The following is a 25,840-nucleotide window of genomic DNA, read 5'->3' as shown; positions in this document are numbered from 1 at the left end:
AGCGCGGCTGCCACCGCCTGATCATGGCATGATGCTTGCTTTTGTCAAAATACGAAGCATACTTCGTATTCAAATGCGAAGCATGCTTCGTAATCTGCGGGCGGGGTAACCGCCTGCGCAAGAGCCAAGGAGAGCGCCATGTCCGTCACTGCCAGCTTCGACTTTCTGCTGCGAGGCGGTCGCGTGATCTGTCCGGCCTCCGGTGTCGACGGCATCAAGGACGTCGCCATCCGCGGCGGCAAGATCGCGGCGGTTGCGGCGGACATCCTGCCGACCAGCGCGAAGGAAGTCGTCGACGTCGGCGGCAAGCTGGTGCTGCCCGGGCTGATCGACACCCATGCGCATGTCTATCAATATGTCTCGGGACGCTTCGGCATGAACCCCGACATGGTCGGTGTGCAGTCGGGCGTGACGACGCTGGTCGACCAGGGCGGTCCGTCCTGCATGACGCTGCCGGGCTTTCGCCATTTCATCGCGGAAGCCTCGGCCTCGCGCGTCTATGCTTTCCTGTCGGCCTATCTCGTCGGCGGACTTGAAGGACATTTCTATCCGCAGCTCTACAGCCCCGACGGCGTCGACATCGATGCGACGGTGAAGGCGGCGACGGCCAATCTCGATATCGTGCGCGGCATCAAGGCCCATGCCGAGATCGGCGGCTTCGCGCGCTGGGGCATTCGCGTCATCGAGATGGCGGCGGAAATCGGCAAGCGCGCCGATCTGCCGGTCTATGTGCATTTCGGCCAGCTCTGGGGCCTGCCCGAGAGCGGCGCCAACGGCGAGGACGCCGACACCATCCTCACGCGCGTGATCCCGCTGCTGCGCGAGGGCGACATTCTCGCTCATCCCTTCACGCGTCATCCCGGCGGCTTCGTCAACCGCGAGGGCGAGGTGCATCCGGTGATTCAGGCCGCGCTCGATCGCGGCCTCAAGGTCGACGTCGGCCACGGCAGCCATTTCTCCTACCGGCTCGCCAAGAAGGCGATCGCCGCCGGCATCATTCCGACCACGCTCGGCGCCGACATCCACGGTTACAACACCCATGTGCCCGCGCCGGCCGGAACGCCCGATCAGCACGAAGACGACGAGAACCATCCCTTCGCCGGCCAGGCCAAGTTCAGCCTCGTCCAGGCAATGAGCTCGATGATGGCGCTCGGCCTGTCGCTGGAGCAGGTGGTGCCGATGGTCACCTCCAATCCTGCAAAAATGCTCGGCCGCAGCGGGGAGATCGGCGCGCTCAAGGTCGGCATGGACGCCGACGTCTCCGTGCTCGCGGAGAAGAACGGCCGCTTCGTCCTGAAGGACAACGAGAGGAACGAGGTGATCGCCGAGCGTCTGTTGCAGCCGGCCTTCTGCCTGCGCGCCGGCACGCGCTTCGACGCGGTCGCGCCGATCCTGCCGCAAGCCGTCGCGGCGTAAGGCCCGGCGGTGAAGGAGGGCGCAGGGGTGCGCAACGAGCGGGAATTTCCGTCTAGCAGATCCGGGCAGGGCGTGGGCGCACGACTGCCGCGGAAGGAGGACGACCGCCTGATGCGCGGCCGCGGCCAGTATGTCGGCGACGTCAGGCTCGCCGGCCTTCAGGATGTTGCCTTCGTGCGCAGCCCGCTGGCGCATGCGCGGATCCGCGGTATCCACGTGCCCGAACGCCATCGCGGCAGCGTCTTCACCGCCGCGGACCTCGTCGGCATCAAGCCGATCCGAGCAGTGTCAGGGCTTCCCGGCTTCAAGATTTCAGAGCAGCCGGTGCTCGCGACCGGCAAGGTGCGCCAGGTCGGCGAGCTCCTCGCGATGTGCCTCGCGCCGACGCGCGCCGAGGCCGAGGACATCGCGGCTTCCGTGACGCTCGATCTGGAGGAGTTGCCCGCCATCACCGACATGCTGAAGGCGCGCGAGCCCGGCTCGGCGCTGGTGCATGAGCATTGGGGCGACAACGTCTTCCTGGAGACCAATTACGAGGTCGACATCTCCACCGCACTCGACGCGCCGATCAAGGTGACGCGCGAGATCTCGACCGCGCGGCAATGCATGTCGCCGCTGGAGGGCCGCGGCGTGGTTGCAACCTTCGATCCCCGGCTCGACCAGCTCACCCTGCATTCGGCGGCGCAGATGCCGCACGTCACCCGCAGCGGCCTTGCCGAATGCCTCGGCATGGAGGAGGGCCGGATTCGTGTGATCTCGCCCGATGTCGGCGGCGGTTTTGGCCACAAGGGCATTCTGCTGCCCGAAGAGGTCTGCCTGTCCTGGCTGACCATGCAACGCGGCCATCCGGTGCGCTGGCTCGAAGATCGCCGCGAGCATCTCGTCGCCAGCTCCAATTGCCGCGAGCACCATTACAGGATCACGGTCTATGCCGACCGAGAAGGCACGCTGCGCGGTATCGATTGCGAAGCAACCGTGGATTCCGGCGCCTACTCGTCCTATCCGTTCTCGGCCTGCCTGGAGGCCGCGCAGGTCGCCAGCATCCTGCCCGGCCCCTACAAGATGCCGGCCTACCGCTGCCGTACCTTCTCGGTCGCGACCAACAAATGCCCGATCCTGCCCTATCGCGGCGTGGCGCGCACCGGCGTCTGCTTCGCGCTGGAATTGATGCTCGACCTCGTGGCGGCCGAGGCCGGGCTCGAGCCCGGCGAGGTGCGGCTGCGCAATCTGGTGCGCCCCGAACAGATGCCGTTCGACAACATCACCAAGAAGCACTTTGACAGCGGCGATTATCCGGAAGCGATGCGCCGCGCGCTCGCCGCCATCGACATCGATGCCATCCGCACCAGGCAAAAGCAGGGCGGGGCGGACGGCCGCCGCATCGGCGTTGGCGTCTCCATCTATTGCGAGCAGGCCGCGCATGGCACCTCGGTCTATTCCGGCTGGGGCATCCCGATGGTGCCGGGTCACGAGCAGGCCTCGGCTCGGCTGACGCCGGACGGCGGCCTCGAACTGCGCGTCGGTGTGCACTCGCATGGGCAGGGCATGGAGACGACGCTCGCCCAGGTCGCGCATGAAATCCTCGGCGTCGATGTCGCGAAGATCCGCATCATCCTCGGCGACACCGCGATGACGCCCTATTCGACCGGCACCTGGGGCTCGCGCTCGATGGTGATGGCGGGCGGCGCGGTCGCGACCGCCTGCCGCGAGCTCGGCGAACGTGCCCGGCGCATCGGCGCCAAATTGTTGCAACACGACCCCGCGTCCGTGGTCTTGCAGAACGGCGAGGTGCGCGGCGTCAACGGCAGTGTCAGCCTGAAGGCGATCGCCCACACCTGGTATCGCCGTCCGCAAGACCTGCCGGCCGACGTCGATCCCGGCGGGCTCGAGGTGACGCAAGGCTACAAGCCCGTGCGCGACAGCGGCACCTTCAGCTATGCCGCGCATGCGGCCGTCGTCGCCGTTGATCCTGATCTCGGCGAGGTGGAAATTCTCGACTATGTGATTGTCGAGGACGGTGGCGTTCTGGTCAATCCGCTCGTCGTTGACGGTCAGATCTATGGCGGCCTCGCGCAGGGCATCGGCACCGCGCTCTACGAGGAAATGCAGTTCGATGCGTCAGGCCAGCCGCTGGCGACGACGCTTGCCGACTACCTGCTGCCCGGGCCGACCGAGGTCCCGGCCGCGCGTCTCGACCACATGGAGACGCCGTCGCCCTATACGCAGTTCGGCGTGAAGGGCATCGGCGAGGGCGGCGCGATCGCGCCGCCGGCCGCGATCGCCAACGCCGTGAACGACGCGCTGCGCCCGCTCGGCGTCGAGCTGATGCAGTCGCCGATCACGCCGCATCGCATCGTCGCGGCGGTGCTTGCCGCGCGCGCGACCGAGAGGAGCGCGGCATGAAACCGGCGCCCTTCGCATATGAACGCCCGCGTGATCTCAATGCCGCGCTGTCGATGCTGGCCGCAAGCAGCGGTTCTGCAAAGATCATCGCCGGCGGCCAGTCGCTCGGCCCGATGCTCAATCTGCGGCTGGTGCAGCCGGAGCTGGTCGTCGATATCTCCGGCCTTGCCGAGCTCAAACGAGCCGAGATTTCCGGCGGCGAGCTCGTGCTCGGCGCCCTGGTCACCCACGCCGATATCGAGGACGGCCGTACTGCGGATGTGACCCGCGGCGCGATGCGGGCTGTCGCCGCCAACATTGCCTATCGCGCGGTGCGCAACCGCGGCACCATCGGCGGCTCGCTCAGCCACGCCGATCCCGCGGCGGACTGGATCTCGGCGCTTGCGGCTCTCGGCGCGCGCGTGACGCTGCGCAGCCTTGCCGGTGCGCGATCGATGGCCGTCGAAGCATTTGTGGTTGGTGCCCTCGAATCCGCGCTGCATGCCGGCGAGATCGTCGAAGCGGTCCATGTGCCGGCGCGATCGGCGTCGTCCCATTGGGGTTATGCCAAGAGTTGCCGCAAGACCGGCGAGTTCGCGCACGCCATCGGTGCGGTGCTGATCGATCCCGCTGCGGCTTCGGCGCGCGTCGTGATCGGTGCGATCGATACGACGCCGATCGTCGTCACCGATGCCGCGGAGCTGTTCGGCGGACGGATCGCCGCCGACTACAAGCAGCGCTTCGATGCAGGCGTCGCCGACGCAGTTCTGGCCAGGGCCGGGATCGACGATGCCGCGCAGCGCCATATCCATGTCAGCGTGCTGAAGCGTGCCGTCCTGGAGGCTGCGGCATGACCACGATCGCGCTTCAGGTCAATCGCCGCGCGGTGGAAGTCTCGGCCGAGCCGCGCACCAGTCTGGCCGATTTCGTTCGCGACAAGCTCGATCTCACCGGCACGCATCTCGGCTGCGAGCACGGCGTCTGCGGCGCCTGCACCGTGCTGGTCGATGGCGTGCCGGCGCGCTCCTGTATCACCTATGCGGTGGCCTGCGAGGGCGCCGATGTCACCACGATCGAAGGCCTCGACGAGGACGAGATCACCACCGAGCTGCGCGCCGCCTTCACCCGCGAGCATGCGCTGCAATGCGGCTATTGCACCCCCGGCATGCTGGTCTCGGCGCGCGACCTCGTGCTGCGTCTGCCCGACGCCGACGAGCACCGCATTCGCGTCGGCCTCAGCGGCAATCTCTGTCGCTGCACCGGCTATGTCGGAATCGTGCGTGCGGTGCAGTCCGTGATCGAAGCGAGGCGCGCGCGCGACATCGCGCCGTTGGCCGATGGCGGCCGAAGTAGTCTCGGCCCCGCAGGATCGGGCCGAGCAGCATCCGGCCGAAGCGAACCGCGGCCGGCGCAGCAGGCGTTGGCTCTAGCATCGGAGAGTACCGCGCCCGGCAGCATCCCCGACTTCATCCCGGCGACCGTTCTCGACCAGCGTTTCACGCTGCCGCATCCGCCGGCAAAGGTGTTCGCGATGTTCGATGATATCGCAGGCATCGCGGCCTGCCTGCCCGGCGTATCGCTGAAATCGCCGCCAAGGCCGGAGCGCGTGGAGGGCTCGATCCGCGTCAGGCTCGGGCCGATTGCCGCGGCCTTCGAGGGCGCCGCCCGCGTCGAGCGCGATCCCGCGACGTTGTCGGGGCGCATCGTCGGCATCGGCACCGACCAGCGCAGCCATTCGGCGACGCAAGGTGAGATCCGTTATCGCCTGCTCCCGCACGAAGGCGGCGCAGCGACCGCCGTTGAACTCGCGATCGGCTACACGCTCACGGGAATGCTTGCCCAGGTCGGCCGGCCCGGCCTGGTGCGCGATCTCGCAAAACGCCTGGTTGCGGACTTCGCCGCCAATCTCGACCGCCACATGTCCGGCGCGCAGTCGGGGCAGGGGGCGCCGGCGGAGCTCAGCTTCTGGTCGATCGTCTCGGACGTTCTGCGCGCACGGATCGCCCGCGTTTTTGGCCGCCGGAACGGGGCGAGGTGATCGGCGTGCTCGCACCTTGGGAAGTGACGAAGCCTGGACTGCCATAACAATCAACAGCGTGGAATTTGGAGAGACAACATGACACGGACACTCGGACTGGTTCCAGCTATAGTGCTGGCGACGGCCTTGTTCGGCGGCGCAGCGGGCGCTCAGACCATCAAGATCGGCGTCAACGAGCCGCTCACCGGCGCGTTCGCTGCCTCCGGCACCTACGTCGTCAACGGCGCCAGGATTGCCGCCGACGAGATCAACGCCAAGGGCGGTATCCTCGGCAAGAAGATCGAGCTTGTCATCGAGGACAACAAGAGCAATCCGACGGAAGCCGCGGCCGTCGCCGAAAAACTCATCACCAGCGACAAGGTACCGGTGCTGATGGGCGCCTGGGGCTCGAGCCTGACGCTCGCGGTGATGCCGAAGCTGATGGAGTACGAGACCCCGATGGTGGTGGAGACCTCATCCTCCGGCAAGATCACCACGACGGGCAATCCCTTCATCTTCCGCATCTCGCCGCCCTCGGCGGTCGAGGCTGCCGCGTTCAAGGGCATCGTCGACAAGCTCGCGCTCAAGAAGGTCGATTTCCTCGTCATCAACAACGACTGGGGCCGCGGCACCGCCGAGGACTTCAGCAAGATGATGAAGGACAAGGGCATCACCATCGGCCTCGTCGAGACCATGGACCAGGGCGCGCAGGACATGAGCGCGCAGCTCTCCAAGATCAAGAGCTCGGATTCCGAGACGGTGATCGTCACGACAGCGGTCGACCAGCTTACGCTGATCTTCAAGCAGGCCGCCGCGCTGGGCCTGAAGAAGCGCATCATCACCACCGGCGGCTCGCAGAACCCGGACCAGATCATCGCCCAGGCGGGCGCAGCCGCCAACGGCACCATGCATCTGACCACCTTCCTGCCCTGGTTCCCGGACAAGACGCCGAACCCGGAAGCGACCAACTATTTCATCACGGAATGGAAGAAGCGTGGCTTCGAGTTCGCCGGCTGCACCGAGAGTTTTCGGGGCTATGACGGCATCCGCACGGCTGCTGCGGCGATCGAGAAGGCTGGCAAGGCCGAGCCCGCCGCGATCAAGGCCGCGCTCTGGAATATCAACATCAAGGGCCTGAACGGCGACATCGTGTTCCGCAAGTCCGGCCCTGAAGGCAAGGAGAGCGGGCAGAGCCAGCCGAACGTCTATCTCATCGAGATCAACGACGGCAAGGTCGAGATGAAGACGATCTAAATCACTGGGGGCGAGGGCGGTACATTGCCGCTCTCGCCGAATGCTTAATCGGAAACAGCCTTGAGCGAATTCCTCCAGCATCTGATCAACATGCTCGTGCTCGGCGGCACCTATGCGCTGCTGGGCATCGGGCTGACCTTGATCTTCGGCATCATGAACGTCGTGAACTTCACGCATGGTGTGCTCTACACGTTCGGCGCCTACATCATGTTCATCGTGGTGCAGCAGCTCGGGCTGAACTTCTTCCTCGCGCTTCCCGTGGCGGTGCTGGCCGGATGGCTGCTGGGTGCCGCCATCGAGCTGACCTTGCTGCGGCCGCTGCGCGGCTCCGACATCGACACCACCATGCTGGTCATGATCGGCGCCTGGATCGCGATGCAGTCGGGCACGCTGTGGATCTGGGGTGGCGTCGCCAAATCGGTGACGACGCCGTTTCCTGAGGCGCCGCTGGTGCTTGGGCCGGTGTCGGTGTCCTGGCTGCGGCTGTTCGTGCTCGCTGCGGCGGCCATGCTGATCCTGGTGACGTATCTCCTGATCAACAAGACCAGCCTCGGCCGCGCGATGCGGGCGACGTTCCAGGACCACGACACGGCCTCGCTGATGGGCGTCAATGTCGACATGATCTACACCTCGACCTTCGCGATCGGCTCCAGCCTGGCCGCCGCGGCCGGCGCACTGCTCGGGCCGGTCTATGTGATCTTCCCGCAGATGGGCGATCTTGCCGCGGTGAAGGCCTTCGCCATCGTCATCCTCGGCGGCCTCGGCAACATCACCGGCGCGGTGATCGGCGGCTTCATCCTGGCGCTCGCCGAGGAGCTCGGCGCCGGCTACGTCTCGTCGGGCTATCGCGACGCCATGGGCTTTCTGATCATCATCGCCGTCCTGATCTTCAAGCCGACCGGCCTGTTCGCGCGCGCGGAGCGCGTCGGATGAAGGCGATCATCACCATCCTCGCCGTCGCAGCGCTCGCCTCGGTGCCGCTCTGGCTGCGCGATCCCTATCTGCTCAACGCGCTGATCACGACCGGCATCTTCGTCATCGGCGCGATGAGCCTCAACCTGCTGCTCGGCTTTACCGGCCAGCTCAGCCTCGGCCATATCGCCTTCTTCGGCATCGGCGCCTATGTCAGCGCGCTGACATCGCTCGGCTTCGACATCGGGCTCCCCGGCGACATCCGCCTGGTTCACGCGCCCTGGCCGCCGATCGCTGGGTTCGTGCTGGCGATCCTGGTCGCCGGGTTGTGCGGCTATTTCGTGGGCCTTCTCTCATTCCGCGTCCGCGGCGCCTATTTCGTCATTGTCACGATCTCCTTTGCCGAGGTGGTCCGGCTGGTCGCGCTGAACTGGGTCGAGCTGACACAGGGACCGCTGGCGCTGACCAACATTCCCTCCATCGCGCTGCCATTGCCGGGCTTCGGTGAGCTGATGCTGCGCACGAAGATGCAGAATTACTATCTCGTTCTGGTCGTGGCGCTCACCGCCTATCTCCTGATCGCGCGCCTCGTTCATTCCCATTTCGGCCGCGCGATGCGCGGGCTGATGGAGAACGAGACGCTGGCCGTCTCCGTCGGCATCGACGTGACCAGGACGCTGACGATTGCGGCGGTGATCTCGGCCGCAATCGCGGGCGCGGCCGGCAGCCTCTATGCGCACTACATCCGGATCATCGACCCTGAAGTATTTGCCTTCATCAACACCGTCACCATGGTCATCATGGTGATCAGCGGCGGCAAGGGTTCGCTCGCAGGGCCCGTCGTCGGCGGCCTGATCTTCGGGCTGCTGCCGGTCGCGCTGCGTCCGGTGATGGCGCCGGAAGCGCAATGGATCGCCTATGGGGGCGTGCTGATGGCCATCTTGTTCGTCTTGCCGCGCGGCATCGTACCCTCGCTCGCACTGCGCTTCGCCAGACGGCGGAGCGGAAAGACGGCGCTGGCGCCCGTGGCGCTTCCTGAAACCGGCGTCAAGGAGCCGGCGTGATGACGGCGCGCAGCATTGCCATGACCATCGATCAGGTCGCGGTCCGCTTCGGCGGGCTGGTCGCGATCTCCGACATGAGTTTTACGGTCGGCGGGGGCGAGATCGTCAGCCTGATCGGGCCGAACGGCGCCGGCAAGACCACCGCCTTCAACGTCATGACCGGCTTCCTGACGCCGAGCGCGGGCCGCGTCACCTATCAGGGCACGACTCTCACCGGATTGAAGCCGCACGAGATCGCCGATCTCGGCCTGATCCGAACCTTCCAGCGCACCAGCGTATTCCCCAATGACACCGTCTACGACAACCTCCTGATCGGCCTGCATCGTCAGGGTCGGGTCCGGCTGCTCGACGCCATCCTCGGGCTGCCGGGCGCGCGTGCCTCGGAGCGCAGGCTGCGGCTACGGGCAAGCGAGCTGCTCGAATGGGTCGGTCTTGAACGCCGCGCGCACGATGCGGCCGGCTCGCTCTCCTATGGTGAGCAGCGCCTGGTCGGCGTCGCGCTGGCGCTGGCGGCGGAGCCGTCGATGCTGCTGCTCGACGAGCCGGTCTCCGGCATGAACGCCTCGGAGACGCACCGCTTCGTCGAATTGATCCGCAGCATTCGCGATCGCGGCATCACCATCCTCCTGGTCGAGCACGACATGCCCATGGTGATGACGGTCTCGGACCGCATCGTGGTGCTCAACTATGGCCGCATCATCGCGGAAGGCACGCCCGACGTGATCCGCAACGATCCCGCCGTCATCGAAGCCTATCTCGGACATGGAGCGGGACGTGCTTGAGATCCGCGACATGGTCTGCGGCTATGGCGGCGTCACCGCGCTGCGCGGCATCTCGCTGGACGTGAAGGCCGGGCAGCTGGTCGCCCTGATCGGCGCCAACGGTGCCGGCAAGAGCACGACGCTGCGCGCAATTTCCGGCCTGGTGCCGCCGCGCTCCGGGCAAATGAAGTTCGAGGGCATCGACATCACCGGGGCAAGCCCGCCGCGGGTGTTGGCCAGCGGCATCGCGCATTGTCCGGAAGGACGGCGCGTGTTTCCGCACATGAGCGTCGAAGAAAATCTCGACATGGGGGCTTACCTCCGTCGTGGGTCGGGCGAGATCGCGGCCGACCGCGACCGCATCTACACGGAATTTCCGAGGCTCGCCGAGCGGCGGCGGCAGGCCGCGGGTACGCTGTCCGGCGGCGAGCAGCAGATGCTGGCGATCGGGCGTGCGCTGATGTCGCGGCCGCGGCTGATCATGTTCGATGAGCCCTCGCTCGGCCTTGCGCCCAACATCGTCGAGCGCACCTTCGCGATCATCCGCGGCATCCGCGATGCCGGCACCACGGTGCTGCTGGTCGAGCAGAACGCGTTCGCCGCGCTCGAGATGTGCGATCACGCCTATCTGCTCGAGAACGGCCGCATCGTGCTGTCAGGCGCAGGCTCCGAGCTGATCGAGAACGAGCATGTGCGCAAGGCTTATCTCGGTGGATGACGAGGCCGGGTGGATTGCCGTCTGCGATCTCGACCGGCTGAAGCGCGAGGCGATCGTCCGCGTAGCCGGGCGCGACCTGCTCGTGATCTGGAACGAGGGCCACGTTGTTGCCTGCGAACGTGCGTGCCCGCACGAACAGGCCGATCTCGCTCTTGGGCACGTGACGGCGGGGCGGCTCCATTGCCCGCGTCATGCAGCTTCATTCGATTTGCGCGACGGAGCGATCACAGCGGGATGGCCGAGCCTGCCGTTGCGGCTCTACCCGGTGCGGATCACGGGCGGGCAGATCTGGATTGAGACGCCGCAGCAGCAAACGGGGCGATGATGGCATCATGCCCCTGTTTTGCCCGACGGGTCAAAGCCACGAGCGGCGCGAATTCACCTTTGAAAACGAGGGCGTCTGTGCATGGGGTTGTTTTCGAACTTTTTTAATCGAGCAGCCGGCGCGCGGCCTCCACCAGCACGCCGTCCGGCCGACGCAGCGCCTCGAGAATGGTGAAATGGTCGGCGCCTTCGACCGTAATGAGCTTGCCCGGCGCTCCGGCCGCCGCGCGCTTCTCATGAAAGTCGATTGAATCGCACACCAGCGCCGGCAGCTCGCTGCTGCCATAGGCGATGTCGAGGCGCTTTTGCGTCACCGGCAGGCGAAGCGGCGAAAGCATGGGGATCTCCGCGTCCGTCAGCTTGAGCGCGGCGTTGAGCCCGGTATCGCGGATCGGCGCGAGATCGTAGACCCCCGAGAGCGCGAGCCCGGCATGGACGCGCGGATGGCTTAGCGCCATGGCCACGAGATGGGCTCCGGCGGACCAGCCCGACAGGATGACCGGTCCGGCAACGCCATAGGATGCCCCGTGCGCGGCGAGCCAGTCGAGCGAACGCGGAATCTCGGCGACGATGTCGGTGAAGGATACCTCGGGCGCCAGCGAATAGCCGGGAATCGCAACCGACCAGCCATGCGCGGCGACGCCTTCGACCAGCATGGCGAACAGCTCGCGCGAATTGCGCTGCCAATAGCCGCCGTGCACGAACACCAGGCAAGGCGCATCGGGCTTTGCGGCCGGGTAGAGATCGATCTTGTTGTTCCTCCGCTCGCCGTAAGGCAAATCGAGGTGCGACTTCAGCGTACCGCGCAGCCGGGCCGAGGTCTCGTTGCGCTCGGCGATCAGGGCCGGGCTGTTCTTGACCGCCGCGTTGTTGTCATAGGCGGCGCTGCGTTCGGCCTGGGACAGTTCGGCCCATTTGCTGCGGGGATCGATCGGCCGATGCGTCGAGCTGGTGGTGTTGGCCATGGAGTCTCCGGGCGGCCCGTCGTGAATGTGACCGGCGTCGCTCTCTCCTGTCTGCCACGAATCCTGCCCGAATTGAACATCGCTCGCGCTCAGGCGAGGAATGCGCCCGTGACGGGACTCTGCTCAGCAGGCGGTCGATGGGCTTGTTCGCGTCGGCAGGACTGCCGATGGCAATTGCCGCGCGAAGACACGCGTCTTGGGCTGAACCCGCGATCCGTCGATCACCTCAAGCCGGCCGCAGCGGTTCAGCGTGTGCAGTTTCCGGCCGGGCCATAACGGTCCGGGCTTCAGCGAGTGGCGGACGACTTGCCTGAACGTCGTCGGCGACAGCTCGACAACTTCGGCCAGCGCCAGCCCTGCGCCATACCCGTCGGTGCAGTCCTGCACCGGGCGCCACAATTTGCCATCGATGGTGACGAAATTCCCCGCCGGCCGCGCGCTGGCGCGGTCGATCATAACAGGGTTGCTGGCATGCGGCAGCCACGGGCCGAGCAGATGCTCGGCGTAATAGATCGCAAGCGAATCCGAATAGCCGCCGGTGCCGTCGCGCCAGGCGCCGAACAGATAGTACAGGCCGTTGTGCCGCGTGATCGTCGCATCGGCAAGTTCAAGGCCTGCCAGCAACGTCGCGTGCCGCTCCCATTTGTCCGGAAACCGGACGCATTTGTAGAGGGCGACGTCGCCGGCGAGCGAGCTCTCCGGGATCATCCACAACTCGCCATCGTCCTCCATCAGGAACGGGTAGGAGAGGTGCCAGGGCTCTTCGAGCACCGGCACCACCTCACCGATCGGCCCGGTGTCACCGAACTCGATCGCCGAGATGATTCCCTTGCCGACACGGTGATCGAGATCCTCGAAGAAGACGAATGTCCGTCCGCGCCATGTGATGGGGAAGGGATCGGCGTAGAAATGATTTCCAGGGTCGCCGAGCACGTTCCAGCCTGGCCCTGAGAGATCTCCCGTCTGCCAGACGCCGGCATTGTCGTTGAAGCGCCACCCGATGTGCCAGTGCGGGGCGTAGCAGCAGAGACGATAGATTTCCTTGGCGATCGATACGGCGAGGCCGCGCGCAACGTAGCTGGCGGGGCCGCGCTGGCTTGTCGTCGTGGCGGGATGCGCAAGCTGCGGCACGATCCGCGGCCGCCCCGACACGATCGCCGCCACCATTGTCAGGGTGCGCGCCATGATGGTTTCGAGCGCGCCGCTGAGGCCGGCCGCAATCTCTCCGGACGGATGGCCGCGATCAAGGATTGCTCCGTCGACCTCGTTGACGATCTCGATGACGGGCAGGTCGCCGGCGAGAATGGCGGCAAGCGCGGCGTTCTCGCCGGCGGCTCCATTGAACAGCGGGCGGAGATACAGCCGGGCAGGGCAGTTCGGGTCTCGCGCAGCGCTGGTGAAATCGACGATCACATCGGCAGTGCTGGTGCGAGCCTGCGTCCGTTCCGGAATGACCTTCAGCTTGTCGGCGCCGCTGTGTTTGCCCTTGTGCAGCACCAGGCGTTCGAGCTCGAACAGCATGTCGAGACCTGCGGGCCGCGGCTCTGCCGTTGCCGTCCATGCGACTTGAACCGGCACATCGCGTCCGTCGATCGACAGCGTCTCGCGGTCCATCCACCGCCGCGCATGTTCAATTTCACAGCGAAACTCGATGATCATGTCGAGCCCATCTATTCAAACCTGTCAGGTCAAATGACTTGGCCGAGAATTCGAACGTATTCCTCCACCATGGCGTCTACCGAATAGCGCGACCTCAGGCCCTTGGCGTTTTGTCGCAGCTCGTCGCTCAGCGGTTTGTCGGTCAGGAGTTTCGATACGGCTGCCGACAGCTCCGCATGATCAGAGGCATCGACGAACAACGCGGTCGGTTTTCCCTCGAAGGACAACACCTCGCGCAGCACGGGGAGATCGGTGACGACGGAGGGAACACCGGCGCTCGCGGCCTCGACCGCTGCGAGACCGAAGGTCTCGGCCTGGGTCGGAAACACGAAGATGTCGAGACAGGCGAGGAAGTCAGCCATCCGGCGCGGCGTGATTTCGCCGAGCAGATGCAGCCGGTCCGATACCTTCAACTCATCCGCCAGCTGCCGCAGCCGGGCTTCATCGGCGCCCTGGCCGGCCAGCGCAAGGTGCCAGGACGGATGGTCCGGCAGCAGACGGATCGCCGCATCGAGCCGCTTGTGCGGGTGTAGCCTCGCGGCGCAGCCGAGCAGGGTGCAGTCCTGCGGCAGATTGAATTTCTGCCGTGCGGCGTCCTTGGAGAGGGTGAGGGCCTTGTCGTCGAAACCGTGCGGGACATGCACCATGCGCGAGCGGTAGGCCGCGGGGTAGCGCGAATATTCGCGCTGCATGTCCTGCGAGTTGAGGGTGATGCGGTCGAAGAAGCCGAGGCTGCCCATGACGATATCGGCGGTGCGGACCGGCCAGCTCATCGACAGCGCGGACGAGACCTGGTTGGCGATGACGGGAGCGCGGCTGACGAGGCGCGATGTGCCTGCGCCGATGACGTTGCCGAAATGCTGGAAGGTCAGAACCGCATCGGGCTTCGTGGTCCTGATATGACGGCCGAGCGTCCACAGCATCCGCAGCAAGGGCAGCGGATTGCCGGGCCGGTGCGATGCGCAATAGAGCGTATCCGGCGGCTCGTCGAAGGACTCCGACTTGCGGAAGAAGAACAGGTGGGTGACGCGATAACCGCGCGCGGAGAGGCCGGCGCCGAGCAGCCTGGTGATCTCTTGCGCGCCGGCATTCTCGGCCTGGGTCTGGACGAGAAGCACATGCGGCGTCGCTGCGCCGCTGTCTGGTCTTGCGAGTGCTGCTGCGGTGGACGGCAGCTTCGGTGCATCGTCCAGTTCTGCGCCTGGTTGGTAATGGAGCACGAATCCCGACCCGCTAATGAAACGTTCACCTTCTTAACCCCGTACCTACCATGCGAGCATCGCGCGGACACCGACTAGCAACAAACGGAGTTAATGCGCGCACCGCCGGAACGGCGCCGATCACGCGGGAATTCCGCTGGTTCGGATAGGGCGTGGCGCGAGCGCGTTAACCAATTGGTGACGGTCGCGCGAGGGGCGGGTAACCGCCGATTAACCATAGATATTTACGGTGGAGCAGGCCACTGAACAGTGTTCGCCAGTTGAATCCGAGTAAAGTCCATGACGTTCGGTCGCCGCGCAGACCCGACAAGTTCCGGATCGACCGGTGTCGCCGCGTCGTGGCAGAGCCGGACTGCATCGAACGGTGAGACGCGCGGGATCGGCGCCCGTTTTGGCGGCCTCCTCACCGCCGCAGGCGCTTTCACCTTTCTTCGCGACAATGCGCGCCGCATCCTGACGCTGGCACTGGCGATCTTCGCACTTGGCGTCATCGTTCTTCTGGTGATTCCCGTTCGATTTGCCGCGACCGCGCTGGTCGTCGTCGATCCCCGCGAGCAGCGCGTGACCACCGACCAGGACGTTCTGCCCGGCATCGGGCAGGATAGCGCCGCGCTGCAGAGTCTGGTCGAAGTGGCGAAGTCAGACGGCTTCCTCAAGCCGCTGATCGAGCAGCTCAAGGTTCGCGACGACGAGGACATTTCCGGGGGACACACCGACCCTGCGCGTCTGCTCGAGAGATTCCGCAACCGTCTCGATATTTCCCGGCGCGGGCTGACCTATGTCATCGCCATCCGCTTCACCTCGAACCGGTCGGAGCGGGCGGCCTATTATGCCAACGCGATCGCCGAGGCGTTCGTCGCGAGCCAGACCCGTATCCGTACCGAGGCGACTGATGAAGCCGCCGACTGGCTGAGTGGCCGGCTCAAGACATTGAACGACCGCTTGAAGGCATCGGAAGACGCCGTCGCCGCGTTCAAGCTCGAGCACAGGATCGTCAATGCCGGCAAGGATTCCACCACCCAACAATTGCGCGTGACCGAGCTGTCGCAGCAGGTTGCCGCCGCGCGTGCCAAGACCGAAGAAGCAAAAGCCCGCTACGAGCAGGCGCAGCGCGACGTGAAGGCGAATGTTGAGGCGCCCGCCAAGCAGGATCTGCTCAGCGCGCTGCGCGCGCAGCGATCGGCGCTCAACGACCAGATTGCGCAGAAGCGCGCGGTCCTCGGCGATCGCCATCCCGATCTCGTGATGTCGTACAGCCAGCTGAACGACCTCAACAGGCAGATCGAGGTCGAGCGGGCCAAGGGCATCGACACCGCAAAGTCGGAATACGAATCCCAGCGCGATCAGCAGAAGGCGCTCGAAAGCCAGATGAAGGCGGCTGAATCGCAGCTCCTTGTCGACGGTCAGGCGCTGGTGAAGCTCCAGGAGCTGCAGCGCGACGCCGAGGCCAACAGGAACATCTACGAACAGTTCCTCTCGCGCTCCAAGACGACCAATGAGCAGCGTCTCCTGCAGAGCTCCCAGACCAAGGTGGCTTCCTCCGCCATTCCGCCGCTGCGCTCGACCCTTCCGCCGCTGCCTTTGCTGCTCGCCGCTCTCGCGATCGGCTCGCTGCTGACATCGACGGCGGTCGTTGCCGCGACCGGGCGCGGATCCGACAAGGTCGCTGAAGAGATTCCCGCTCCAGATCCGGCGCCGCGCCAGCCCGCGGCTTGGCCGCGCCCGCCAGTGTGGGCCCGCATTCCCGACCTGTTGCCGGGCGATGCGCCAAGAAACATCTGGCAAGGTCCGGTGTCTGCGACGGCCGAGCTCGATCTCGGTCCGCATCTGCGTCCGGTGCTCGACAGGCTGGAGAAGCTGCCGGGAGCTCGGGGCAAGGTCGCGCTCGTGATGTCGGTCGGCAAGCGTGCCGGCGGCAACACTGTCGCGCGGTCGCTGAACCGGTGGGCGGTGAACGGGGGAAAGCTGAGCGTCCTGATCCGGGTCGAGCCTGATCTCGGCGGTGCCGGGGCCGGTCTTGCCAAGGGGCAGGCCGACGGTGTGAGCATCGCGAACTTCCGTAGCGTCAGTGCACTTCTGGGCGCGAGCAATCGGCCCGAGCCGTTGCCCGCGGACGATATCCGTTCGGAGTTCGATCTGATCGTCGTCCATGCAACCTCGCTGGCCCTGCAGCCGGAGGCCGCGGCGCTGGCCGCGCATGCCGATCTCGTCATTCTGGTCGCGCGCGAAGACGCGGTCGATTCAGCCGCCATGCGCCGGGCAATTGCCGCGCTCTCCCGCTTCGGTGGCGTGCCGACCGGGATCGTCGTGAACCATGTGCCGTCTGATCCGGCGTCGGCGCAGCGTCGCGGCGAGGTGCTGGGCCTCGCCGGTTGATCGGCGCCTACTCGGCAGAGTCGGCACCGCGGACCGCATAGGCGCCGCGTTTCCATGCCGAGAAGCGCAAGAGCACGAGAATGGAAGGATCCACTCCGGTTCGCCGTCGGCAGAGGATGTTGAGTGCGATAGTCGCGAGCGCCAGTGACAGGGTCGCGGAGATCGCCGCGCCAAGCACGCCGAGCCAGGGAATCAGGACGAGGAAGCCGACCAGCCGCAGTGCTACGTTCGCTGCGACGACGGGGACATAGATGCGCTCGTGGCCGGTCAGCTGCAGGATCGCCGCAGATGGACCGCCCGCCGCCTGGACAGCCGTTCCGATCGCGAGCACGATCAGGACCCAGTGCTGCGCGGCGAAATGAGGCCCGAACAGATTGAGAAGATGGGGGCCGCCAACCCAGATCAGCAGCAGTCCGCTGACCACGCAAAGCGCGGTCACTTCCGCCATGAGCCGCAACGTTCGCTCGAACTCCCGGTGATTCTTGCTGAAGTACAGCGAAGGAAGCCGGCGCGCGCCGAAACTGTACAGTGCAGCCGACAGCATGGCGAAGATGTTGGCAAGGCGCGAGGCGGCGAAATAGATTCCGGCGGTCGCCGGGTCGAGCATCCAGTAGACCAGGATGACGTCGAAATACTGGTTTGCCGCCTCCAGGATGGAGGCAACCCAGAAATGAAGTGCGCTCGATCTCCAGCGCGACGTCTCGGAATTTGCCGCCGTGCCGCGGAAATCCGGCAGCGCCTGCGCAATCGCAACGATCTGCGTCACCAGACCAATCGACATCGCAATCGTCATCACGGCGATCAGTTCGGCAGGATCGAGCTGCCGGTGGCTGAACAGGACGGCGAGCAGAAACAGGACGACGCCGACCCGCCAGAAGAATTCCCTGTTTCCTTCCCCCATGAGAATGCTGACCAGCGAACGTGCGACCTGGCTGCCGAGCATCACTCCTGCGCTCACGGCGGTGTAGGCGGACACAGCGACGATCAGCAGCAACCCATCGCCTCTCATGCCGGCCACGATCGCGGTTGCGCCGATCGCGATCAGCATCGCAACGGACGAGATCTTCAGGCTCGATAGCAGCACGCCCTTGGTCAGATCGGGCCGATTTTGTACCCGGTACTCGTTGAGGAAACGCACCAGAAGCGATTCCTGCCCGACCAGTCCCACGACGGCCGCGATCTGGGCAACCGAGAGCCAGGTCGCAAAGATGCCGAACCCATCCGGCGACATCGTTCGTGCCGCCAGCGAGAACAACGCAAACGCAAGCGCGCCGCTACCAACCTTGAGCAGGATGGTCCCGACGACACCGCGCGTTACGTCACGCCGCAGAAACTGAACAATGGATGCGATCATGGAAGATACGGGGCGTTCCCCGAAAGTGCCCGTTGTGAAAGTGATGACAGCCTAGCATGCCCCAAAATTGCGAGTGTTAATGCACGGCTTGCGGAATCCTCGCTTGCGCGGCCGGTGCCGGCCGCTGCTTCACCGTGAAACATCTGCGTCCCTCTTGTCCCAGATAGAGCAGAGACCGGCTGCAATCGAAAGCGACGTGATGCCGCGTCACCGCTCGACGGGCTGCTGATCTGACGGAAAACGGTCATGTGTCGAACCGTGACGGGATTGGAGGTCGGGTTTTGTGGATCATCCCGAGCAAGCGGCGTGCCGGGACGGATCATCTCGGTGATCCGTTAACCTCGATCTCCGGAAATGATCGCGTTCGGCCCTGCGATGCGACATCAGGCGGGATAATTGCACATGGAACCACCGTTAACCGTGGGAGCCTGGACCATGACGGCGGAGAGCACCGTGACCGATCCGATCGCAGCAGCGGGGACTTCGACGATCGCTGCGGACATCGCCATCGTCGGCGGCGGCCTTGCGGGATCGCTCGCGGCGTCCGTCCTCGCGCGGGCAGGGCATCGCGTCGCTCTGGTTGACAAGCGCGCGGTCCCCGCGGACGAGTTTCGGGTCGAGAAGATCGGCGGCCATCAGCTGGAGATGTTCCGCAGGCTCGGCTTCATCGATGCGCTCGCGAGCGCCGGCTGCCGCTATGACCGCGTGCTCAATGTCAGGGAAGGCAAGGTGGTCGATGTCACCGTCGGCCGGGCTTACGGGCTTCCCTATGCCGATCTCGTTGCCATGGCGCGCAGCCAGTTACCTGATCCCTCGAGTCTGATCGTCGATGAGGTTGCCGCGATCACCTCGAGCGACGGTGTCCAGCATCTCGCCCTCGCCTCGGGGCGGCGCATCGATGCGCGCCTTGTGGTTCTGGCCACTGGCATGGCGGGAGCACTTGGCTACAAGCTCGGCATCAAGCGGCGTGTGCTGGCGGAACGCCATTCGATCTCGTTCGGCTTCACCATCGCGCGCCGCGATGGCGCGCCGTTCGATTTCGAGGCGCTGACCTGTTACGGCGAGCGCACAGCGGACGGCGTCGATTATCTCAGCCTGTTTCCGGTGCGCGCGGGCATGCGGGCAAATCTCTTCATGTTCCGTGATCCGACCGATCCCGTCATGCGTGACCTGCGTCGGGATACGGAAGCGACGCTGTTGCGGCTGCTGCCGGGATTGCAGAACTTCCTCGGCGATTTCCGCGTGACGGACCGGGTGCAGAACTGGGTGATGGATCTGTCCGTGGTCGAAGGACATCTCCAGCCCGGAATTGTGCTCATCGGCGATGCGTTCCAGACCAACTGTCCGGCAGCCGGCACCGGCGTCGCCCGCCTGCTGGTCGACGTCGAGCGTCTGTGCACCGAATATGCGCCGCGCTGGCTCGCAACTGCGGGCATGGGCACGGAGAAGATATCGCAGTTCTATTCCGATCCCGACAAGATCGCAGCGGACCAGCAGTCGCTGAAGATGGCGCACTTCCGGCAGGCGCTGACATCCCGCAACGACCTCAGCTGGGACATGCGGCGGCGGCTGCACTTCCTGCGGCGCAGTATCACCCATCGGGTCGATCAGATGCGGCCCGGCTGGCTCGCGCAGGTGCGAAGCGCGCTGCGCGCCTGAGAGCCGGACCTGTCGGCGCCTCAGCGCGTCGGCGTCGAGGTACGGGTCGGCAGGAGCCTGAATTCCGACATGCGCTTGGCGGCCAGCTTGAGCCAGGGCGCCTGCTTCAGTGCGAACAGCGATATCGCGCCCACAGTGCTGCCGGCCTGGGTGACGGTCCACATTGGGGAAGGCTGCGCGCCGAACAGCTTCTTGTACGGCTCGTCGCCGATCGTGAAGTCGAGCATCTGATCCCCGCGCTCGATGCAATCCCTCGCCACCTGCTCGAACATCAGCGCACCCAGCGACTGGCTCTTGTATCCGTCAATGTCGAAAGCGCTCATGATGACGAGGAAGCTGTCGCTGTGGTGCAATCCAAGCACGGCGGCGATCACCTCGCCATCCATCTTCATGGCATAGAGCCGCACAAAGGAGCCGAGGCCGCGAACCGCCACGTCGGAATAGAAGTCATAATATTCGGGCCGCTGGAGCAGGTCTCCGTCGCCCTGCGACTGGAAGCGCGGGCCGCGAAATTTCCTCATCACGTCCAGAGCGTTCAGGACCGAGGCACTGTCATCGCAGCATGAGAAGCTCAGCGCGCCCTTCTTCTGGAGCTGACGATATTTCTTTGCGAGCTCCTTCTGGTAGGAGCGATCCATCGCGCTGGAGCGCCATTGCTCGAACGGCGCGACGAGAACCGTCGCATAGGCATTGCTGTCCATCGCGATCCGGCGGGGCGCGTCCAGGAGGTTCTCGATCGGCAGCCGCCCGTCCGGCAGCTTGGTCATCCTGAGCAGGTCGAAGGGGCGGACGCGATGCCGGATCTCCGCACATGCGTCTGCATCTCTGAGCAGTTCGGCAAACACCTGCGGGCTGCAAACGGGCGCCAGATAGTCGGAGACGCGCAAGTCGGCGAATTCGACGGTTCGTATCGGACCGCGCCGAACCCGCAGCAGAGGCAGCACCATCGCAAGGGCGCCGCTCGCGCGATGGCGAGCGACGACGACCAGTGGGGTTGCCCCGGCATGAGATGCAAGCCTGGTGTAGAGGCTGTGCAGCCAGAGCGGATGCTGGAAGGCGGTGGCGGCCGAACCGTCGAACAGCTCTGCGTATTCCGGAGAGAGAAAGTCGAATGCCGGCTCGACGGCGATATCGAACGTATTGCTAGACGTCGTCATGCGTAACCAGGGAAATCATGTCACTCGGGAATGGTCGATCGAGCCGGAACCGAGGTTTTATAGCAGGGGAGTGACGATCGAGATACCGACGCGGTACGATTTGCATTAACGCATCGAGCCTGGTTCGTATCGTTACCGAACTCTTAACGTCTCGCGGTCGCCGGCGCCCGGACAATGGCGATCAACCTGCGCTAGCGAACAATTAACCGTGTTGAAGGAAGGTCGGCTCATGGCCAGCCTACAGACCGATGCGGACTCCGGGTTACCCGAGAGCGCGATCTGGAAGACGCGCAGCGTTGGCATCGAGAAGATTGCCAGGGCCGCAATCCGCTGTTCGATCACCATCAATGTCGTTGCGTCGATGGGCACGCTCAACACCGGGCTGCTGCCGGCGGAGCTGACTTATCTGCAGCAGGCCGTCGCGATCCTGATGTGGGGTGTTTTGATTTATGCAAGCGCATTCGTGCGGCCGCGCCTGCGTTTGCAGTTCAACCCCGATCTGATTGTGCTGGTCGCGTTCTACGGCTTCGCCGTCATCTCCGTGTTCTGGTCCAGCCTGAATGTCGCAGCGCTGATGAAGAGTGCGGCGCTTGCGATGACGACCTTTGGTGCCTTCTGCCTCGTCACGCGCATCGACATCGACGAGATTGTAAGAGCTACGGCCCTTGGACTCTTCGTCCTGGTCGCCGCATCGGCCTTCTTTGCGGTCGCTGTTCCCGACATCGGGATCGACCACAGCTGGATGCACAGCGGTCAATGGCAGGGCATCTATGAATCGAAGCAGACGCTCGGCTTCGTCGGCGCCTATCTGATGTTCTTTGCCTGCTACCTGAAGATAAGGGGGCAGGGCTGGCCGGCGTTCCTCGCGACATTCCTTCTGGCGTCGACATGCGTGCTTGCCTCGGAGTCGCGCGGCGCGGGTGCGGTCGCCCTGGCTGCTTGCGCGCTGCTTGTGACCTCGATGTGGTCGGTCACCTGCATGAGGCTCTATGCGGTCCTGCCGATCGTCATGTGCGTATTGGCCGGTTTCCTGTTCCTCTACTTCTACACGACGGGATATGACGCCATCCATATCGGCGATGCCAGCATCGACTTTACCGAGCGGACCCTCATCTGGCACTATGCGATAAGCCATTTTGACGATGCCCCGCTGCTCGGCTTCGGGATCAACGGGTTCTGGACCATCCCGTCGATCTACGATTATTTCGAACAGAACCACACCTGGGTGCTGGACAATTATCACAGCGGCTACATCGCGATCCTGATCGAGACGGGATTTTTGGGGTATATGCTGTTCACGGGAAGCGTCCTTCTGTTCTCGAACAAGATGCTCCATCTCATTTCCGCGCAATCGATCGATCGGTCGCACTGCGCCCTCATCATCGGATTTGTCGTCCTGAGCTTCCAGACCAATTTCACGGAGACGACATTCCTTCGCTCGACGATGTTCACGTCGGTGCTGCTGGTCGGGTTTTTCCTTGCGACGTGCAGACCGGTACAACCGACAGATTTCTAGTCTCTGGAACGGAAGCAGATGACCGTCATCCGTGCTCGTTGGCCGAAGAGTCTCAATCTTGCGGCAGGTTTTTTCTTCCTCGCGGCGCTCTGCGCCCCATCCCTCGCCGCCGAGCAGGCTGCCTCCCAAGGCATGCCGAAACTGGGGCGCGGCATCAACATTCTCGGCTATGACGGAATCTGGGAAGGCGGTCAGAATGCGCCGTTCCGGCTGGACAATCTGACGGCCATCAAGAAGGCCGGCTTTGCGCACGTGAGGATCAATTTCTTCGGATTCAAGTTCATGGGGGCGGGGAATGTCCTGGACGAGATCGTCCTGAGGCGGCTCGATGCCGTCATCGAGGAAGTTCTCGCGCGCAACCTCATCCCCATCCTGGACGAGCACGATACCCATGTATGCCAGAGCGACGTGGCCGGATGCGCGGAAAAGCTGAAGGCGTTCTGGCGGCAGATCGCCGAGCGCTATACCGGGAAGTATCCGAAGCTTGTCTTCGAAGTCCTGAACGAGCCGGGCGGACAGATGACGTCGGCCGAGTGGAATTCGCTGCTGAGCGAATGCCTCGGCATCATCCGTCGCACCAACCCCGCGCGACCGGTCATTGCAGCCGTTCTCAACGTCGATGAGAATCCCGTCGACGATCTCGCTTTGCCGGCCGACGACAGGAACCTCATCGTCACGTTTCACTATTACGCGCCCTTGCGGTTCACGCATCAGGGGGCGCCGTGGTCCCCGACGTTTTCGCGGATCGGTCCGCTGGATTGGGGCTCTCAGGATGACGAAGCGCGGGCCGCGGCCGACTTCAACAAGATGAGGCTCTGGGCAGAGAGAGAGAAGCGTCCGGTTTACCTCGGCGAGTTCGGCGTGTACGAGCGCGCACCGTCCGATAGTCGCACAAGATACCTGTCGTATGTCGCCAGAAGCGCCGACAGGCTGGGCTGGTCATGGGCCTATTGGCAGTTCGACCATGATTTTGCGGCCTTCGACAGCGCGCGCCAGGCCTGGAAGCCGGACATCCTGCGAGCGCTGATCCCGCCCTCGCGTTAGAGAGACATGCTGGTGCGTGGCTAGTCGCGGCGAGGGTCGGGCGGTCAAACCTCGAAAGTCCCAAGTCGGAAGATCGTCGCGTTCGAGTAGGGCGACGGTTGTATGACCGTGAAGACCGCGTCCGGAAACGCCTTCCAGACGGCGAGATCACTTCGTGTAATTGCGACAAGACCGTAATGCGAGCGATGTTCACCCGGTTCGCTGGGTTCACCGACATCGGAAAACCGCAACCGCAAAATGCCGTCTTCGGGCAAGGAGAGTGGCGGCCGACGTATTGTCGGGAGAGGCAATGGTTCCTGGTCTACTACGGATCCCTCTGGTGCGAGGGCTCCTGAGGGCGGACCGGCGTCACTCTGTGTAGCATGAGCCTCGGGCGCCGGATCAATCGCGCCTGCCGCTGTGATGGCCGGTTCATCCGGCAAGGATGTTGGTTCAATGCCCGGCTGAGACTTCGGCTCAACGACGGGCAGCACGGTGTGCGCGAAGGTCCGGCCATCGCCAAATGCGCCGTTGCGCCCCCAAGAGGCATCGGCCGCGCCGGTCGCGGCAGCCGATACCGACTTCGTCCGCAACGCCGCCAGCGCGCCCCAGTCGAAATGCTCGGGATAGTCGGCTTGCACGTCTCTGATGATGGCAGGCCAAGAGGTGTTCTGGCTGTCGTTCATTGCATCCGTCGTGGTCGCACTCTACGCTCGCTCGATGATTTTAGATTGTCGCGCGCTGCCGTCGTCAGCTAAACGCGGCCCAAAGGGTATGGCCAATTGTTTGAATTTGCTAGTCCCCGGTAACACGCTGGAAATGGCGCCGCTCGGGCCGAAGGGTCAATAACGGCTACCGTCGCTTTTCTGTTGCGCGATCCATTGTGACAGGGTTTTCGGTCTGGATACCATTGCTGCTGCAGTTCGGCTGGCTCGCGTCGATGATGTGGCCGGCTTGGCCCCAGTGCTTCGTTCCGATTGCCGATTCAAGCCGGGTTTCGCCGGCGCAGCCGCGACTGCTGCGGCGGCCTCCCTCTCGAGTCGCAATTGCTTCAACCGCGCCATCTTGTTGCGCTCGGCTTCCAGTTCGGTGCTGTCGGACAGCAGCTTCCTATGCTGAGGACTCTCTGCCGCGACCGCGACAGCAATGACGGATATTTCACCAAGAGCCTTGCAGGCCTCAAGCCGATGCAGTCCGTCGACCAGAACGAACTGATCACCTTCAGGGCGAACGGAAATGGGAACTTGCTGCCCGATCTCCAGGATGCTTTCCGCGATCTTTTGAACGAGTTCGGGATCGAGCGTCTTTCTGCTCTTGGTCGGAACGCGAATTTGGTCGATCGACAGGCTTTCCGCTTTGGGCATAGCTTCTGCTCCGGCACTCTTGATCCCGTCGCCGCGCGGCGAGGCGAGGAGTGCAGCTATCCTAGGAGCGTGCGGGCGCGCGAGGCAAGCAGTTTCCATTCGCTTGTGCCTGGCACACGGGACTAGGAATAGTGCCTTAAGACAGGCGTGCCGACGATGGCTGAAATTTCTTGTCGGATGTGAGGTATGCTTCAGCGATCCGGAACCGGGAGTGCTCACCAATCCCCATCAAGAAGTCCTTAAACGTCGAAATTTTCACAGCAGGTCATTTTTGCGACGTGCAAGCGTCAAATCGATTTGAATCGGACACGCGATGATTTTCGTGGAGTGATTTCGGACCTGCGCTTTGCGCTCTTCCAGTGTCGACAAGAACGCGAGGGAGTTGAGCGTTGGGGCGCATGAATTTTGGTCCGCACGAATTACCCGCAAGCAGTCCCGCAAAGCCCGCGCGCGACTGGTCTGATCTTGACATCCTCCCGATGCAGAACGAGCAGGCGCACCTGTTGAGCGGCGGTCGATCGGAGGGGCGGATCCGTTTGGACATGAATTGCGGGCGGCCTTCCACACCCGTTCCGCGAGCGTGAGGTCGTGTTCGGAGAAACGAAAAGTCGGGTGCGGAAATTGAAATTCAGCAATATTTTCAACCGTATGGCGCGGATTTGCGTCAGGCTTTTTTGACGCCCGCGGTCCGAATTAATT

Annotated in this window: 21 protein-coding genes; 14 read left to right on the top strand and 7 right to left on the bottom strand. The window is 64.4% G+C overall.

Features of this window, described 5'->3' with window-relative positions; translation table 11 throughout:
- Positions 1–138 precede the first annotated feature (138 nt).
- The 10 genes from JQ635_RS15840 to JQ635_RS15795 all read left to right on the top strand — a co-directional run bounded on the left by JQ635_RS15840 (position 139) and on the right by JQ635_RS15795 (position 10,849).
- The gene (locus JQ635_RS15840; protein ID WP_211410774.1) at positions 139–1,416 is read left to right on the top strand and encodes an amidohydrolase/deacetylase family metallohydrolase; all 1,278 of its coding nucleotides are present in this window, start codon (positions 139–141) and stop codon (positions 1,414–1,416) included.
- A gap of 9 nt (positions 1,417–1,425) precedes the next feature.
- Positions 1,426–3,819, top strand: a complete 2,394-nt coding sequence (locus tag JQ635_RS15835; RefSeq protein WP_211410773.1) for a xanthine dehydrogenase family protein molybdopterin-binding subunit — start codon at positions 1,426–1,428, stop codon at positions 3,817–3,819.
- Entirely contained in the window at positions 3,816–4,652 is an 837-nt protein-coding gene (locus JQ635_RS15830; protein WP_211410772.1) for an FAD binding domain-containing protein, read from the top strand. The genes JQ635_RS15835 and JQ635_RS15830 overlap by 4 nt, the downstream gene beginning before the upstream one ends.
- Complete coding sequence (locus JQ635_RS15825) at positions 4,649–5,836, top strand: xanthine dehydrogenase family Fe-S subunit (RefSeq protein WP_211410771.1); 1,188 nt, start codon at positions 4,649–4,651, stop codon at positions 5,834–5,836. The genes JQ635_RS15830 and JQ635_RS15825 overlap by 4 nt, the downstream gene beginning before the upstream one ends.
- Positions 5,837–5,914: 78 nt before the next feature.
- Positions 5,915–7,069, top strand: coding sequence for an ABC transporter substrate-binding protein (locus JQ635_RS15820; protein WP_211410770.1), 1,155 nt, complete (start codon positions 5,915–5,917; stop codon positions 7,067–7,069).
- A gap of 60 nt (positions 7,070–7,129) precedes the next feature.
- Positions 7,130–8,002: a branched-chain amino acid ABC transporter permease gene (locus tag JQ635_RS15815; RefSeq protein ID WP_211410769.1), complete on the top strand. Its 873-nt coding sequence runs from the start codon at positions 7,130–7,132 to the stop codon at positions 8,000–8,002.
- Positions 7,999–9,045 (top strand): branched-chain amino acid ABC transporter permease, encoded by a 1,047-nt coding sequence (locus JQ635_RS15810; protein ID WP_211410768.1) that lies wholly within the window; start codon positions 7,999–8,001, stop codon positions 9,043–9,045. Before JQ635_RS15815 ends, JQ635_RS15810 begins: the two co-directional genes overlap by 4 nt.
- Positions 9,045–9,827, top strand: coding sequence for an ABC transporter ATP-binding protein (locus JQ635_RS15805; RefSeq protein WP_211410767.1), 783 nt, complete (start codon positions 9,045–9,047; stop codon positions 9,825–9,827). The genes JQ635_RS15810 and JQ635_RS15805 overlap by 1 nt, the downstream gene beginning before the upstream one ends.
- The gene (locus tag JQ635_RS15800; RefSeq protein ID WP_211410766.1) at positions 9,820–10,524 is read left to right on the top strand and encodes an ABC transporter ATP-binding protein; all 705 of its coding nucleotides are present in this window, start codon (positions 9,820–9,822) and stop codon (positions 10,522–10,524) included. The genes JQ635_RS15805 and JQ635_RS15800 overlap by 8 nt, the downstream gene beginning before the upstream one ends.
- Positions 10,517–10,849 (top strand): Rieske (2Fe-2S) protein, encoded by a 333-nt coding sequence (locus tag JQ635_RS15795; RefSeq protein WP_433996566.1) that lies wholly within the window; start codon positions 10,517–10,519, stop codon positions 10,847–10,849. The genes JQ635_RS15800 and JQ635_RS15795 overlap by 8 nt, the downstream gene beginning before the upstream one ends.
- Before the next feature lie 103 nt (positions 10,850–10,952).
- Here JQ635_RS15795 and JQ635_RS15790 read toward each other — a convergent pair whose 3' ends face one another.
- From JQ635_RS15790 to JQ635_RS15780, 3 genes are all read right to left on the bottom strand, one after another.
- A complete protein-coding gene (locus JQ635_RS15790) occupies positions 10,953–11,813 on the bottom strand; it encodes an alpha/beta hydrolase (protein ID WP_211410764.1) in 861 nt (286 codons plus the stop codon).
- Between the two features lie 123 nt (positions 11,814–11,936).
- The gene (locus JQ635_RS15785; protein WP_211410763.1) at positions 11,937–13,472 is read right to left on the bottom strand and encodes a glucosamine inositolphosphorylceramide transferase family protein; all 1,536 of its coding nucleotides are present in this window, start codon (positions 13,470–13,472) and stop codon (positions 11,937–11,939) included.
- Positions 13,473–13,501: 29 nt separating this feature from the next.
- The gene (locus tag JQ635_RS15780) at positions 13,502–14,692 is read right to left on the bottom strand and encodes a glycosyltransferase family 4 protein (RefSeq protein WP_211410762.1); all 1,191 of its coding nucleotides are present in this window, start codon (positions 14,690–14,692) and stop codon (positions 13,502–13,504) included.
- 279 nt (positions 14,693–14,971) lie between these two features.
- Between JQ635_RS15780 and JQ635_RS15775 the strand changes: the two genes are divergently transcribed.
- Complete coding sequence (locus JQ635_RS15775) at positions 14,972–17,068, top strand: GumC family protein (RefSeq protein ID WP_211410761.1); 2,097 nt, start codon at positions 14,972–14,974, stop codon at positions 17,066–17,068.
- Between the two features lie 7 nt (positions 17,069–17,075).
- Here JQ635_RS15775 and JQ635_RS15770 read toward each other — a convergent pair whose 3' ends face one another.
- Entirely contained in the window at positions 17,076–18,422 is a 1,347-nt protein-coding gene (locus JQ635_RS15770) for a lipopolysaccharide biosynthesis protein (RefSeq protein WP_211410760.1), read from the bottom strand.
- A 435-nt stretch (positions 18,423–18,857) separates the two neighbouring features.
- On the opposite strand from JQ635_RS15770, the gene JQ635_RS15765 reads away from it, so the two are divergent.
- Positions 18,858–20,081 (top strand): FAD-dependent oxidoreductase, encoded by a 1,224-nt coding sequence (locus JQ635_RS15765; protein WP_211410963.1) that lies wholly within the window; start codon positions 18,858–18,860, stop codon positions 20,079–20,081.
- Between the two features lie 20 nt (positions 20,082–20,101).
- Here the strand turns inward: JQ635_RS15765 and JQ635_RS15760 are convergent, their stop codons facing one another.
- On the bottom strand, positions 20,102–21,238 hold the full coding sequence (locus JQ635_RS15760) for a GNAT family N-acetyltransferase (RefSeq protein ID WP_211410759.1): 1,137 nt from the start codon (positions 21,236–21,238) through the stop codon (positions 20,102–20,104).
- A gap of 229 nt (positions 21,239–21,467) precedes the next feature.
- Here JQ635_RS15760 and JQ635_RS15755 point away from each other — a divergent pair, with 229 nt between their 5' ends.
- The gene (locus tag JQ635_RS15755; protein ID WP_211410758.1) at positions 21,468–22,754 is read left to right on the top strand and encodes an O-antigen ligase family protein; all 1,287 of its coding nucleotides are present in this window, start codon (positions 21,468–21,470) and stop codon (positions 22,752–22,754) included.
- An 18-nt stretch (positions 22,755–22,772) separates the two neighbouring features.
- Entirely contained in the window at positions 22,773–23,798 is a 1,026-nt protein-coding gene (locus JQ635_RS15750; protein ID WP_211410757.1) for a glycoside hydrolase family 5 protein, read from the top strand.
- Positions 23,799–23,842: 44 nt separating this feature from the next.
- On the opposite strand, the gene JQ635_RS15745 is transcribed toward JQ635_RS15750, so the two are convergent.
- Together JQ635_RS15745 and JQ635_RS15740 are read right to left on the bottom strand one after the other, a co-directional pair.
- Positions 23,843–24,463: a hypothetical protein gene (locus tag JQ635_RS15745; RefSeq protein ID WP_211410756.1), complete on the bottom strand. Its 621-nt coding sequence runs from the start codon at positions 24,461–24,463 to the stop codon at positions 23,843–23,845.
- A 156-nt stretch (positions 24,464–24,619) separates the two neighbouring features.
- Positions 24,620–25,141, bottom strand: a complete 522-nt coding sequence (locus JQ635_RS15740) for a ParB N-terminal domain-containing protein (protein ID WP_211410755.1) — start codon at positions 25,139–25,141, stop codon at positions 24,620–24,622.
- Between the last annotated feature and the right edge of the window lie 699 nt (positions 25,142–25,840).

Source organism: Bradyrhizobium iriomotense (genome assembly GCF_018130765.1).
Classification (GTDB): Bacteria; Pseudomonadota; Alphaproteobacteria; order Rhizobiales; family Xanthobacteraceae; genus Bradyrhizobium; species Bradyrhizobium iriomotense_A.
The sequence above is the reverse complement of the archived record's forward strand: the minus strand, read 5'-3'. Positions and strand labels throughout refer to the sequence as shown.

Excerpts from the sequence above, each read along its gene's own strand:
- JQ635_RS15750 (WP_211410757.1), top strand. The coding sequence starts at position 22,773 with ATGACCGTCATCCGTGCTCGTTGGCCGAAGAGTCTCAATCTTGCGGCA.
- JQ635_RS15740 (WP_211410755.1), bottom strand. The coding sequence starts at position 25,141 with ATGCCCAAAGCGGAAAGCCTGTCGATCGACCAAATTCGCGTTCCGACC.
- JQ635_RS15765 (WP_211410963.1), top strand. The coding sequence starts at position 18,858 with ATGACGGCGGAGAGCACCGTGACCGATCCGATCGCAGCAGCGGGGACT.
- JQ635_RS15825 (WP_211410771.1), top strand. The coding sequence starts at position 4,649 with ATGACCACGATCGCGCTTCAGGTCAATCGCCGCGCGGTGGAAGTCTCG.
- JQ635_RS15830 (WP_211410772.1), top strand. The coding sequence starts at position 3,816 with ATGAAACCGGCGCCCTTCGCATATGAACGCCCGCGTGATCTCAATGCC.
- JQ635_RS15770 (WP_211410760.1), bottom strand. The coding sequence starts at position 18,422 with ATGATCGCATCCATTGTTCAGTTTCTGCGGCGTGACGTAACGCGCGGT.
- JQ635_RS15820 (WP_211410770.1), top strand. The coding sequence starts at position 5,915 with ATGACACGGACACTCGGACTGGTTCCAGCTATAGTGCTGGCGACGGCC.
- JQ635_RS15790 (WP_211410764.1), bottom strand. The coding sequence starts at position 11,813 with ATGGCCAACACCACCAGCTCGACGCATCGGCCGATCGATCCCCGCAGC.
- JQ635_RS15760 (WP_211410759.1), bottom strand. The coding sequence starts at position 21,238 with ATGACGACGTCTAGCAATACGTTCGATATCGCCGTCGAGCCGGCATTC.
- JQ635_RS15755 (WP_211410758.1), top strand. The coding sequence starts at position 21,468 with ATGGCCAGCCTACAGACCGATGCGGACTCCGGGTTACCCGAGAGCGCG.
- JQ635_RS15775 (WP_211410761.1), top strand. The coding sequence starts at position 14,972 with ATGACGTTCGGTCGCCGCGCAGACCCGACAAGTTCCGGATCGACCGGT.
- JQ635_RS15745 (WP_211410756.1), bottom strand. The coding sequence starts at position 24,463 with ATGAACGACAGCCAGAACACCTCTTGGCCTGCCATCATCAGAGACGTG.
- JQ635_RS15810 (WP_211410768.1), top strand. The coding sequence starts at position 7,999 with ATGAAGGCGATCATCACCATCCTCGCCGTCGCAGCGCTCGCCTCGGTG.
- JQ635_RS15785 (WP_211410763.1), bottom strand. The coding sequence starts at position 13,472 with ATGATCATCGAGTTTCGCTGTGAAATTGAACATGCGCGGCGGTGGATG.
- JQ635_RS15805 (WP_211410767.1), top strand. The coding sequence starts at position 9,045 with ATGACGGCGCGCAGCATTGCCATGACCATCGATCAGGTCGCGGTCCGC.
- JQ635_RS15840 (WP_211410774.1), top strand. The coding sequence starts at position 139 with ATGTCCGTCACTGCCAGCTTCGACTTTCTGCTGCGAGGCGGTCGCGTG.